Genomic DNA, 12,448 nt, shown 5'->3' on the forward strand with positions numbered 1-12,448 from the left:
TGACCCGGGCCGAGACTGGACCGGTGAACCTCATCGATGCGAGAACCGATGTCAAACTCGTGCTCAGCGGCCTCTGGGTGACCACCCTGCTCGTGTTCGCCTACGTCGACCTGTTCGGCTTCTACCGCGCCGACCTGATCAACGGCGTCCTCGCCGGCCGGCTCCCCGGCGCCTTCGCCATCGGCCAGACCTTCCTGCTGCTCACCACGGTGTACGTCACGGTCGCGGCCCTGATGGTCGCGGTCTCACTGCGCGCACCCGCCCGGCTCAACCGCCCCGCCAACATCGTCGTCAGCCTCTTCTACGCGCTGACCGCGGCCGTCACCCTGATCGGCGAGACCTGGATCTACTACATCGTCGGCATCACCGTCCAGGTGGCGCTCCTGCTCCTCATCACCCGCGTCGCCTGGACCTGGCCGCGAGGCCCCGCCGGAGCCTGACCCGCCGCGCACCGGTCCCCGGCCGGTCATCCGGTGCGCGGCGCCGATCCGGCGTCCGGTCTCCTGGGGCAGCAGGAGAAGATCGGTGGACCGCGGCGGCCGGCACGTGGTGATCTGCACGGCCACCTCGCTGCCGTCCGGGACGGGATTCACTCCGCACCCGTTTGCGCGGCCGTCCGCTCAGCGGACAGCACCGGGCCTCCGGAACGGGAACTTCGCGATCATCGGCGCATGGTATTCGACTACATCATCGTGGGCGGCGGGACCGCAGGCAGCGTCCTCGCCTCCCGGCTCACCGAACGACCGGGGACCACCGTGCTGCTCCTGGAGGCCGGCCCGGCGAACCCGCGGACGGCCCCGCCACTGCTGTGGCAGACCCTGCTCGGCTCGGACGCCGACTGGGCCGACCGGACCGTGGAGCAGTCCAGCACGGGGGCTTCGCTGCCCGTCTCACGCGGGCGTGGCCTGGGCGGCAGCTCGGCGATCAACGGGCTCAGCCACGTACGCGGACATCGTGCCGGCTACGACCGGTGGGCGGCCGAGGGCGCGACGGGATGGGGCTTCGACGACCTGCTTCCCTTCTTCCGGCGCAGCGAGACCACGGAGGGCCGCGACGCCGCGCTGCGGGGCACGGCGGGACCGATGCGGGTGGCGCCCATCCCGGAACCCGACGACGTGACGTTCGCGTGGATCGACGCCGGCGTCGAGCTCGGCCATCCCCAGGCGGCCGACATCAGCAGCGGCGTCGAGGCCGGATTCGGCCTCTGGGACCAGAACGTCGTCGACGGCGTCCGGCAGACCGCCGCGGACGCCTACCTGCGCCCGCACCAGTCCCGGACCAACCTGACCGTGGTCACGGACGCGGTCGCGCAACGGCTCCTGCTGGACGGCGGCACCTGCACCGGCGTCGAGTACCGGCACCGGGGCGAGGTGGTCACCGCACACGCCGGCGCCGAGGTGATCCTCACCGCCGGCACGTTCGGCTCCGCGCACCTGCTGCTGCTCTCCGGCATCGGCCCGGCCGGGCACCTGCGCGAGGCGGGCGTACCGGTGCGGCACGACCTGCCCGGCGTCGGCGAGAACCTGCACGACCACACCCTCGCCGGCGTGGTCTACCGGTCGGCACGGCCGGTGTCGCAGTCGACGAGGAACGCCTCCGGCGAGGCCATCGGCCTCGTGCACGCCACCCCCGGATCGGCCGCACCCGACCTGCAGACCCTGATCCTCACGGTCCCGCTGCACGTGCCCGGCCTGCCGGTGCCGGACAACGGCTTCACCATCGCCTTCTCCGCCATGGCCCCGCGCAGCCGCGGCACGCTCCGCCTGGCGAGCGCCGACCCGCACGCGCGCCCGCTGATCGACCCCGGCTACTACGCCGACCCCGCCGACGTCGAGGCCATGGCGGACGGCCTTCGCCTGGCCCGCCGGCTCGGCGCGGCCGGCGCGCTCAAGGACTGGGGACCCGAGGAGATCTTCCCGGGCCCCGACGTGGACGAGGACCGGATCGACTCGGTCCGCCCGTACCTCTTCCGCGGCCTCCAGTCCTACCAGCACCTGGTCGGCACCTGCCGCATCGGCGTCGACGACCACGCCGTGGTCGGCCCTGACCTGCGGGTGCACGGCATCGGCAACCTCCGGGTCGCGGATGCCTCGGTGATCCCGGCCGTCCCGTCCGCCAACACCAACGCGACCGTTCTCGCCATCGCCGAACGGGCCGCGACGCTCATCAGCGGCTGACACGGTATCGACGCGGTAAATAGCGTCGATACCGGCATGAGACCCTTCCTGCCCGCGCTCGCCGAGGCGCCCCGGCGAGCGGATCACAGGTGGTGAGGGTCAGTCCTCGTGCAGACGTTTGTCATAGGCGGCGGCCTTCTCCTTGGAGTAGATCGCGCCGATGGGCTCCCAGTCGTCGTAGCCGAGGAACCTCTCCCGGTTCGCTTTCGCGGCGTACTCGGCGGACTCGTCCAGCGCCTTCTGGACCTGGTCGAAGTCGTCGGACTTGATCTCGTAGATCTTCCTGTTGACGACGTCGACCAGGTCCATCCGTGAACCGTCGCGCAGTGAGACCTCGGGGAGCAGGCCGTCGGGGACCTGACTGATCCGCACCAGCCGCCCGGACGCGACCTCGGCGTCGTAGAACTGCGGTATGCCGGTCGGGCCCGGATCCAGCTCGTGTTTGATCTGGTCGGGGAAGCGGTGCACGAAATTGCCGCTCCGGGTCGACTCCGGTTCCACCGGATCCGTCAGCTGCCGCTGCTGGACGCCGGTGTCCTCCGGGTCCAGCCGGCGGTCCTGGAGGTCGGGCAGAATCTCCTCGGTCCTCGTGCGCGAGCGCAGTGCCGCCAGTTCACCGGCGGCGGTCGGTGAGGCAGGGTCGATCAGCCTGAGCTCCGCCTGCAGCTTGCGGTTGCCGAGGTCGTCGAGGCGGGTCTCCAGGTCCCTGATCAGAGCCCGGTTGAGGGTGGTCTGCCGCGGCTCCCCGGGATGGCCGGCCGGCGGGCGGGAACCGGCCCGCGCGCCGAGCCGGGGCGGCTCGATGCCGCCGACGATGTCCAGCAGCGAACCGACGTTCTCCGACACGGAGGTGACCAGGATCCGGTTCGCGGCCGCGATCTGCCGGCGCGCGTTGTCGCGCAGGGACACCGCGGCGTCGATGATCCGCTGGCCGTTGGCGGCGAGCGCGGGCCCCTCCGGCCGGCCGGGCGGCGAGATCATCCGCAGATCGTCCGTCATGATCAGATTGTTGGCGGCCCGGTACCGCTCCGCCTGGGCGAGAGCGTCCCGGGCCAGCCGCATGGTCCGGGACGCACGGTCCATCCGGCGGGCGTACGCGTCCAGCGGCGAGCCGGTGCCGACGATCGACCGGTCCAGGCGCTTCCAGTAGTCGATCATCTCGTCCGCGGCCCAGCCGGTCCACTTCTCCCGCACCCAGGTCTGCACGCCGGTCTGTACGTCCGTGGTCAGCTTCTCCAGCGCGCTGCCCGCGTCGCCGCCGGCGGTCGCCACGGTCGCGACGCTGCCGGGGTCACCGAACGTGTCCGTCATGGCGGTCCCTCCTCACACCGACGGCGGCCGGTCGGCGCCGATCGACCGGAACGTCGCCGCCACCTGCTCGTCGGCCTCCCGATAGGTGGCCATCGCCCGGCCCACGTTCCCGCCGAGCGTGCGGGACTCGCGGGCGAGCGCGTGCAGCACCCGCGCGATCCACGCCGCGACCTGCCGCGTCTCCGCGTCCAGCGCCGGGTCGCCGGTGGCGATGCCGGCGGCGGCCTGGGACCACGGCCCGCTCTGTGCCTCCAACGGCGCGCCGAGCGCGGTGATGTCCGCTCCCAGCCGGTCCATCGCGGCCGGTTCCACCAGATATCCGTCGTGGTTCGCCATGCGCCCTCCCGGTCGGACTCCACACCCGGCCTCGACGGTAGGCGCGTTGCCGGAGGCCGGTAACGGCAGAAATACCGACAGCGGCCCTTGCCGGGCGCGACCGGGTGGGGTGGGATCGACTCCGTGCCGACCGGCTCCTGCGCGCGGCACCCGGTCGATACGCCACTGTTTCGGAGGTGCCCGTGAGGCGTCACAGGTGTCGCACTCCTCGCGGTGTCCCCGCGTGACCGGCGCGAACGGTCGAACCCTGAGGCTTGCCGCGTGTACGGCGATAGCGCTGTCCGCCGTGGCCGGTTGTGCGAGTCCGGAAGCGCAGACAGGGAAACAGTTCGAGAGTCTGGTCGTGCGCGACGGGGATGAGATCGAGGCCGACGGCGTCGTCAGGATCTCTCAGGACGGTACGGCTCGATTCTGTGCGCCGGCTCCGGTGCCCGTGAGCGGTAGGGCGTGCGCCTACTCCGTACCGGTGGACGGTGTTGACGAAAATGGTCTGGACAGCAGACACGTCGACTCGTCCGCGCGGGTGGCTGCGTCCCGCGGCCTGACCGTCACGCCGAGAGCCTGCGCGAGGGCGGCGAGCCGGTCGCGGTAGTTGCGGATGGCGCCCTCGTTCTCCAGGGTCCGGCCGGCCGCGGTCGCCCGTTCCCAGGCGCCACGGGCCTCCACGGTACGGCCGGCCGCCAGGTACGCCTCGGCCAGTCCGATGACGCCGCTGTAGAAGCTGAGCTCGTTGCCGGTCTCCTCGTCGAACCGGACCGCGAGCAGCAGGCAGTCGATGCTGTCCCGGATGCGGTCCGGGTGCGCGGCGAAGCCGCGGCCGAGCTGGTAGAAGACGAACGCGTTCTGGTATCCGCGCGGCGGCTCGCCGAGGATCGGCTCCACCCGGGTGAGCACGGCGATGCCCTCCTCGATCCGGCCCTGCCGGATCAGCCCGCCGGCGACCCCGGCCGTGCTCATCGCCTGCGGGACCCGGTTGCCGGCCTGCGCGTAGAGGCCGGCGGCGAGCCCGTAGTGCCGGGCGCTGGCCACACCGTCCCATTCGGCGGTCAGCGCGCTGTGCAGATGGCCCAGGTTCAGGTGGACGCCGGCCTGCTCGTTGGGCAGCCCCAGCCGGTCGAACAGGTCCAGCGCGGCCGCCAGGTGGAAGGCGGTGCCGTGCTCGTCGCCGGACTGGTGGAGCGCGCCGGCCAGCAGCCGGTGCAGATGCCCGGTGGCGAGGTCGTCGCCGGCCGCGACCGAGGCGGCCAGGGATTCCCGGGCGGTGGCCTCCCACTGGCGCATCCTGCCCGTCCACTGGAAGAACGGCATGGCGTGCGCGGCGACCTGCCACGGGTTGGCGCCCCGGGCGTAGGCGTGCCGCAGCACCGCCTGCAGGTTCGGCAGCTCGGCCAGGAACCAGGCGGCGGCCGCGGGGGCGTCCGGGAACTCCTCCGGCGTCACGTCCGGGCGGGGCGGCGCGTACTCCGGGGCGAACTGGATGGCGAGGTTGCGGGCGCTCGCGGTGCGCAGCGTCGCGCCGTAGTGGACGAGCACGCGCTCGAACGCGTCCGTCCGCGAGTCGTGTGCGACGGCCAGCTCCGCGGCGTACACCCGGATGAGGTCGTGCGGCGTGAAACGCCCGGCGGGACCCTCGGTGAGCAGGCCGGTGCGGGTCAGCTCGCGGACCAGGCGGGCGGTGTCGCGGCGCGGCGATCCGGCGAGGGCGGCCAGGACGGGCAGCGTGAGGTCCGGGCCGGGGAACGCGGCCAGCAGGCGGAACAGGCGGGCGGCGTCCGGGCCGAGCTGCCGGTACGACCACGACAGGGCGGTGCGGACGTCGCTGAGCGGGTCGTCGCCGTCGAACGCGTCCAGGGTGCCGTGCGTGTCACGCAGCTCCCGGATGACGTCACCGAGCCCGCCGGTGTGCCCGGCCGCGCGCGCCGCGACCACGGACAGGGCCAGCGGCAGCCGCCCGCAGTACGTCACGATCGTGTCCAGCTCCGCGTCGGTGCCGACGCCGAGCCGGTGGCGCAGCCCGGCACGGGCGTCCGCGGCCGACGGCAGCCCGAGCGCGATCAGCGCGGCGCCGGACACGGCCAGCCCGGTGAGCCGGGTGCGGGCGGTGACCAGTGTCAGGCAGCCGTCCCCGGCCGGCAGCAGCGGCCGGACCTGGGCGGCGTCACGCGCGTTGTCCAGCACGACGAGCAGCCGCCGGTCGGCGGTGAGCGTGCGCAGCAGGGCGCCGCGGGCGTCGGTGCCGGCCGGCACGTCCGGTTCGGCGACGCCGAGCGCCTGCAGGAAGTGCAGCAGCACGTCGTCCGGGTGGGCGGGGCCGGCCGGGCCGAAGCCGCGCAGGTCGGCGAAGAGCTGCCCGTCCGGGAACCGGTCCGTGACGCCGCGGGCCCAGCGCACGGCCAGCGTGGACTTCCCGGCGCCGGGCAGGCCGTCGACGGCGATGACGGCGGCGCCCCGGTCCGCGGCCTCGGTCAGCGCGTGCAGTTCGGCGTCGCGGCCGGTGAAGTGGCGCAGGTCCGGCGGCAGTTCGGCCGGGCGCCGCCCGGCCGGGGCAGGGTCGGCGCCGAGCTCGTCGCGGAGCCGCCCGTGGACGAGCGTGAGGTGCGCCCGCGCCTCGGCGGGCCGCCCGGCCGCCGCGAGCAGGCCGGCGACGCGGGCGGCGAGCGACTCGTCCAGCGGATCCAGGTCGGCGGCCGCGCGCACCAGCGGCAGCACACCGTCCGTGACGCCGCTGCGCAGCGCGGCGTCCGCGAGGTCGCGGGCCGCGTCCGCGCGTTCCCGGTCCGCGGCGGTGAACTCCGGGTGCCGGTCCGGGTCGCCGCCGTACGGGCCGGACCAGAGCGAGAGAGCGGCAACCAGGGAGGGTACGGCGTCGCCGGGCCGGTCGTCGGCGATCGCGTCACGGGCCCGGGTGACCAGGCCGCGGAACTCCAGCACGTCGGCGGTGCCGGCGTCGGCCTGCAGCAGATAGCCGCCGGGCGTGCCGGTCAGCCGGTCCCCGGTGGCGCGGGGCGGCAGGCCGGGCTCGATGACCCGGCGGATCAGGCCGATCTGCTGATGCAGGACGTTGACCGCGCTGTCCGGCGGGTCGTCGCCCCAGAGCAGCGCGAACAGGTCGTCCCGGCTGACGGTCTCGTTCGCGCGGGCCAGCAGCAGCGCGATCACCAGCTGGGTGCGGCCGGCGATCGTCACCTCGGCGCCGTCCCGGTGGGCGCGCACCGGCCCGAGCACGGTGAATCGTGTTGCCATGGTGCGGCGATCCTAGAACGGGCGCAAACCGTGCCGTACGGCGGCAGATCGGCCTGCCCGGCGCGGCTTCCCCGGTCGTACCCTCGGAGGATCTTCGCGGTGCGGACGCTCAGTGCATGCCGAGGCGGGCGATCGGCTCGACGAGTTCGTGCTCCTCGTAGGCGAGGTGGGACAGCAGGGTGTCGCTGAGCAGATCGACCGCGGCCCGCAGCCGGTCGACCGTGGACGGGTCACCGACGTAGCCGACCAGCGCCCGGTCGACCTCCTCCAGGACGCCGTGGATCGCGTGGTGCTCCTGCTCCAGCCGGGTGATCACCGGCGCCAGCCGGGGGTCGGCACGACGCAGGTGCGGGAACATAGAGGCGTCCTCGATGCCGTGGTGCATGGTGACCATGCGGCAGTAGTTCGCGCAGTACGTCGTCAGCGCCGGATCGGTCCGGCGCAGGGCCATCGCGTTGATCTCCGCCCTGGCGGCGCCGGCCTCGGTGGACCCGTCGGCGACCCGCTCGGCGAGCCGGTGGATGCGGGCCAGGTCGGCGCGCAGGTGATCGTGGATGTCGACGAGATGCCGGCCCGACATCAGCTCCCGGCGCGTGTAGGTGCGCTGCGGGTCACGTGCCGGGCCGGTGGGCCGGGTGGCCTCGTCGAGAACCCGGCGGTCGCTGCGCCGGCTCCCGTCATCGGTGGTGGCGACGACGGCGAACGGTGACATGATGAGCGCCTTCTCCCGGCGGTACGGCCCGCCCGGCACGATCGTAGTCGAGGCCGCATCGCGACGGCCCGCCCACTCAGCTCCCCGGCGCACGCCGGACGAACTCGCGCGGGGTGGCCCCGTACCGGTGCCGGAACAGGCGGGTGAAGTGGCTGGCGTCGGCGAACTGCCAGCGGGCGGCGGCCTCGGAGATGGTGAGGTCACCGCCGGTCAGCGCGTCCCGTGCCGCGTCCAGCCGCCGTCCGCGCAGCCACCCGGCCACCGACTCGCCCTCGGCCGCGAAGGCCCGCTGCAACGTGCGCACCGAGACGTTCAGCGACCGGGCCAGCAGCGCCGCGGAAAGCCCGGGATGGGTGAGTATCCGGTCCGCGAGGTCCCGGGCGGCCCTGGCCAGCGGCGGCGCGAACAGCGGTTCGACCGGATCCACACCGCCGGCCGTGACCGCGCGGACGAGCTCGACCAGGGTGTCCCGGGCGGCCAGCCGACCGGCCGGCCGCAGGTCGCCGGCCGACTCACGGACCGTCGCCGCGTGCGCGATCAGCACCCGCACCTCGGCCTGTGACACGGTCCCGGACGCGGTCCGCCACCGGGGCCCGAGCGCGGTCGCGGGCAGGACCAGCAGGTCCGTGCGAGTGCCGGGCTCCGCGGCGAAATGGGCCATCGGGCCGCCGCACACCAGCAGCCGGCCGGCGGCCACCCGGTGCTCGTCGCCGCGGGCGTCGCCGTGCGCCCACGCGCCCCGGCGGACGATCCACACCCGGACCAGGTCCCGTCTCGTGGCGAAACCGGTGGTCCGCAACCCGCTGGCCAGGTCGATGGTGTTGAAGATGATGTCGTGCAGCCGTACCGCGTCCATCCTCGCGTGGAAGCGGGACCGGGTCGCCGGGTCGAGCGCCGGCATGGCGAACCGGTCGCCGATCCGCTGCCGCCACGCCGACGCGATCTCGCCGAAACGGCCCGTCGCCCGGGTGTCCACGGAGAGGAGGCCCACGTCGTCCATCGTGTCGCGATTCTTCCATCCGGCCTGGCGCGCGCATGCAGGACCACCGGGCCCGGCCGTTCCTAGAGTCGCCGGTGATGAGTACACATACCTGGGCAGTGGTGACCGGTTCGTCGAGCGGGATCGGCCGGGCGGCGGCCCTGAAGCTCGCGGAGGACGGCCACGCGATCGTCGTGTGCGGCCGGGACCAGGACCGCGTCACGCAGACCGTGCGGCAGATCGAGGACAGCGGCGGGCGCGCGGCGGGATTCACCGCCGACCTCTCCTCGCCCGCCGCGGTGCTCGGGCTGGCGGGGCAGGTGCGGGCGGCCGTCGGCGAGGAACCGATCGAGGTCCTGGTCAACAACGCGGGCGGCGGCGGATTCTCCCCGACCGAGGACACGACCGCGGAGATGTTCGACGCCGTGTTCAACCTCAACGTCAAGGCCCCCTACCTGCTGACCGGCGCGTTCGCGCCCGCCATGGCCGCCCGCGGTCACGGCGTGATCGTCAACGTGGGCAGCCTGAGCAGCACCATGGCGGCGTCCGGCACCAGCGCGTTCCAGGCGGCGAAGGCCGCGCTGAACATGCTGACCAGATCCTGGACCGCCGAGTACGGGCCGCGCGGCGTACGGATCAACTCCGTCGATCCGGGCTACATCCTGACCAGGGTCAACGCGCACATGAGGGACATGTTCGGCGGATACCTCCAGAGCGTGCCGGCCGGCCGCGGAGGCGCACCCGAGGAGGTCGCCGAGGCGATCCGCTTCCTCGCCTCGCCGCGCGCCTCCTACATCCACGGCACCGTGCTGACCGTCGACGGCGGGAAGACGTCCGTGGTCGCGATGTGACGGCGTGCGAGGCGGCCCGGTCCGGCGGTGCCGGTACGGTCGTGAGGCGCATCGCGCCGGACCCGCCGGCCGCGGGTGCCGGATGAACACGGGGGAGCGGGATCGGTGGACGTGCGGCGGCTCGGGGAGGCGGGGGCAGGCGCTTGCCTACGCTGTCGGCGCCCGCGAGATTCTCCGGCTGCGCGAGCGGGCGCGGACGGAGCTCGGCCCGCGGTTCCGGGCAGCCGACTATCACGACCGGGTGCTGAACGCCGGCGCCGTACCGCTGCATGTTCTTGATCTTGTTGTTGACCTGTGGATCCGGGGAGATGACGCGGGCTGACCGTCAGGTGAGCACGCCGTCCAGACGGCCGGTCCAGCCGTGCAGAATCTGTGCCGGGTCGGTGCCGAGAACGCCGGTGAGCAGCGTCGCGTACACGTCGCGGAAGTCGAGGGTGTGCTTGAGGTCGCCGTCGTCGAGGTCGGTGAGGCTGGGCTGCTCGCCGTGCAGGCCGCCCCGGACACCGTCGCCGAGGAGGAAGACGTCGGAGGCGGTGCCGTGGTCGGTGCCGTCGGAGGCGTTGGCCCGCACCCGGCGGCCGAACTCCGAGTAGACCGCGACCACCACGTTCCGGCCGGTCATCCGTTCCACGAACGCGGCCAGCGGTCCGTCCAGCCGGGACAGCTGCGCCCGCTGGGTCTCCTTGCTGTCCGCGTGCAGGTCGAAACCGCCCAGCGACACGGAGTAGACGCGGGTCGCGGCGCCGGCCTCGATGCAGCGGGTGACCAGGGCGAGCTGCCGGTCGAGCGGCGGCGCGGCACCGCCGGTGCCCGTCGCGGGCGTGTCCGACTCGTCCTCGTCGTCCACCTCCGCGCCGGACTCGACCTCGGCCATCAGGTCCTGGACCCGCATCAGGTCGGCGAAGCAGGCGGCCGCGCGCGCCTGCGCCGGGGACTCGCCCGCCGCCGGGCTGCCGAAAGCCGTCATCAGGGCAGAGCCGGCGATCCTCGGCAGTGACAGCGTGCCGTCCGGCACGGTCGCGCCCGCGGAGGTGGCACCGGCCAGCAGCGGTGGCAGCACCGGTTCGAACGACACGGCCAGGCGCGGGTCACCGGAGGTGGTGTCCAGCCAGCGGCCGAGCCAGCCGGTGCTGCCGGGGCGGTCCGGCTGGGCGCTCTGCCAGATGTCCATCGACTGGAAGTGGCTGCGGTTGGGCTTCGGATAGCCGACGCCGCGGACGACGGCGAGCCGGCCGGCTCCGTACAGCCGGTGCAGTCCGGGCAGGCCGGGGTTGAGCGCGAGTCCTTCGCCGAGATCGAGGAGTTCCTCGGGCGGGTAGGTGAGGCCGGGGCGGGCGGCCTCGTAGGCCGGGTCCGTGTAGGGGATGACCGTGTTCAGTCCGTCGTTGCCGCCGTACAGCGTGATCAGGACCAGGGTCTTCGCCTGCGGGTCCCGGTCGGGTGCGGTGGCCAGGACGTCGCGCAGGCCGATCGCGGTCGCACCGGCGGCCAGGGCGGTGCCGCCGGTGATCCCGCCCGCGATCAGCAGGCGGCGTCGGGTGAGGGTGTTCATGTCCGGGCTCCTGTCAGTGGACGGCGTACTCGGGGCTGGCCAGGCCGAGCGCGAGCAGCCGGCGGGGATCCTTGACGTCGCGCAGCCCGGCGTGGGTGCGATCGGTCCAGCCGTCCACGGCCAGCAGCGTGGCCAGCGCGTCGAGGCGGTCGGCGCCGGTCAGGCGGTCCGCCGCGGCCGGGGCCAGGACGGCGAGTCGCTGGCCCGCTTGCAGCCGGGCCACGGTGGCGGAGGTGGTGAGCCAGGCCGGGCCCTCCGGCCAGCCGCCGACCGACGGCGGCGCGAAAGGCACCTGACCCAGCGATCGGAGTACGGCCTGCAGGCTGCGTTGTTCGGCTTCCGCCGAGGCGACGCCGAGCTGACGGAGTGCGCCGACGAGCCACTCCACCGGCTGCTTGACCAGGGTTCCGGCGGTGGCGGTGAACTCCGGGGACCGGCACACCGCCCGGATCATCGCGGTGGTGTTCCGCCCGGCCGCCGGCACCGACGCCGGGACCGCGGTGGGCCCGGCGTAACGGGCCCACAACCGGCCGGCCAGGAACGGCACGTGCGCGTGATGGCGGACGAGCAGGTCGGCGTACGCGTCGACGTCGAACGTGCCGGTGGCGCCGAGCAGGGTGACCGGGCGGTCGTCGTGCCGCTGCGGCACCAGCCGGGCCTCGCCGGTCCGGCGGTCGACCTGCCAGCCGGTGAGCACCTGGGCCGCGGCCTTGACGTCCGCCTCCGAGTACGCGTCCAGGCCCAGGGTGAACAGCTCCATCACCTCGCGGGCGAGGTTCTCGTTCGGTGCCTGGCGGGTGTTCTTCTGGCCGTCCAGCCAGATGATCAGGGCGGGGTCGCGGAGCATCGCCCTGACCAGCGGGGCGGTGTCGCCGGCGCCGTACCGCCGGAAGGTGCTCTGCTGGGCCAGCATCAGACGGGCGGATCGGACCTTGCGCGCGCTGGTCGCCCAGTGCCCGTGCCAGAAGAACGTGAGCTTCTCGGCGGCCCCGCCGGCGACCATCCGGGTCAGCCACCAGCGCGTCAGCGTCGAGAGCTGCTCCCGCTGCTCCTGGCGGGCGCGTTGCCGCTGCTCCCGGCCGGTGCCGGCGTCGAGCGCGGCGACCGGGTCGGGCCCGAGGTCCGGCAGCGGCACCGGGTCGGCCGGGCGGAGGAGGGCGTCGAGCGTGGCGTCGTAGCCGGCCGTCACCGCGGCGTCGATCTCGGCGGCGGTCGGCCCGAAGGTGAGCCGGCGGAGCAGGTGGGACAGCACACGACGGTCGGCCATGCCCGGCACGCTAGGCGGGC

Annotated in this window: 11 protein-coding genes; 4 read left to right on the forward strand and 7 right to left on the reverse strand. The window is 73.9% G+C overall.

Annotated elements, in window-relative coordinates:
- Window positions 1–23 precede the first annotated feature (23 nt).
- Entirely contained in the window at window positions 24–440 is a 417-nt protein-coding gene (locus OP04_RS18215) for a DUF6326 family protein (protein WP_198153879.1), read from the forward strand.
- A 231-nt stretch (window positions 441–671) separates the two neighbouring features.
- On the forward strand, window positions 672–2,177 hold the full coding sequence (locus OP04_RS18220) for a GMC family oxidoreductase (RefSeq protein WP_033340922.1): 1,506 nt from the start codon (window positions 672–674) through the stop codon (window positions 2,175–2,177).
- Window positions 2,178–2,276: 99 nt separating this feature from the next.
- Here OP04_RS18220 and OP04_RS18225 read toward each other — a convergent pair whose 3' ends face one another.
- The 5 genes from OP04_RS18225 to OP04_RS54670 form a co-directional block, all read right to left on the reverse strand.
- Window positions 2,277–3,488: a hypothetical protein gene (locus tag OP04_RS18225; protein ID WP_033340923.1), complete on the reverse strand. Its 1,212-nt coding sequence runs from the start codon at window positions 3,486–3,488 to the stop codon at window positions 2,277–2,279.
- A gap of 12 nt (window positions 3,489–3,500) precedes the next feature.
- Window positions 3,501–3,824 carry a hypothetical protein gene (locus OP04_RS18230; RefSeq protein WP_033340924.1) on the reverse strand — a complete coding sequence of 108 codons (324 nt, stop codon included), beginning with the start codon at window positions 3,822–3,824 and terminating at the stop codon, window positions 3,501–3,503.
- A gap of 453 nt (window positions 3,825–4,277) precedes the next feature.
- Window positions 4,278–7,067 carry an AfsR/SARP family transcriptional regulator gene (locus tag OP04_RS49790; protein WP_085066559.1) on the reverse strand — a complete coding sequence of 930 codons (2,790 nt, stop codon included), beginning with the start codon at window positions 7,065–7,067 and terminating at the stop codon, window positions 4,278–4,280.
- Between the two features lie 109 nt (window positions 7,068–7,176).
- Window positions 7,177–7,779 carry a hemerythrin domain-containing protein gene (locus tag OP04_RS18240; protein WP_085066568.1) on the reverse strand — a complete coding sequence of 201 codons (603 nt, stop codon included), beginning with the start codon at window positions 7,777–7,779 and terminating at the stop codon, window positions 7,177–7,179.
- A 76-nt stretch (window positions 7,780–7,855) separates the two neighbouring features.
- Window positions 7,856–8,779: a helix-turn-helix transcriptional regulator gene (locus tag OP04_RS54670; RefSeq protein ID WP_198153880.1), complete on the reverse strand. Its 924-nt coding sequence runs from the start codon at window positions 8,777–8,779 to the stop codon at window positions 7,856–7,858.
- 77 nt (window positions 8,780–8,856) lie between these two features.
- Here OP04_RS54670 and OP04_RS18250 point away from each other — a divergent pair, with 77 nt between their 5' ends.
- Together OP04_RS18250 and OP04_RS56805 are read left to right on the forward strand one after the other, a co-directional pair.
- Window positions 8,857–9,609, forward strand: coding sequence for an SDR family NAD(P)-dependent oxidoreductase (locus tag OP04_RS18250; RefSeq protein WP_033341000.1), 753 nt, complete (start codon window positions 8,857–8,859; stop codon window positions 9,607–9,609).
- Window positions 9,610–9,691: 82 nt separating this feature from the next.
- Window positions 9,692–9,931, forward strand: coding sequence for a DUF885 family protein (locus OP04_RS56805; protein ID WP_033340925.1), 240 nt, complete (start codon window positions 9,692–9,694; stop codon window positions 9,929–9,931).
- Between the two features lie 3 nt (window positions 9,932–9,934).
- On the opposite strand, the gene OP04_RS18260 is transcribed toward OP04_RS56805, so the two are convergent.
- Window positions 9,935–11,161, reverse strand: a complete 1,227-nt coding sequence (locus OP04_RS18260) for a DUF1501 domain-containing protein (protein ID WP_033340926.1) — start codon at window positions 11,159–11,161, stop codon at window positions 9,935–9,937.
- A 13-nt stretch (window positions 11,162–11,174) separates the two neighbouring features.
- Window positions 11,175–12,428, reverse strand: a complete 1,254-nt coding sequence (locus tag OP04_RS18265) for a DUF1800 domain-containing protein (protein WP_033340927.1) — start codon at window positions 12,426–12,428, stop codon at window positions 11,175–11,177.
- Window positions 12,429–12,448: the final 20 nt, after the last annotated feature.

Source organism: Catenuloplanes japonicus, assembly GCF_000717135.1.
GTDB classification, from domain to species: domain Bacteria; phylum Actinomycetota; class Actinomycetes; order Mycobacteriales; family Micromonosporaceae; genus Catenuloplanes; species Catenuloplanes japonicus.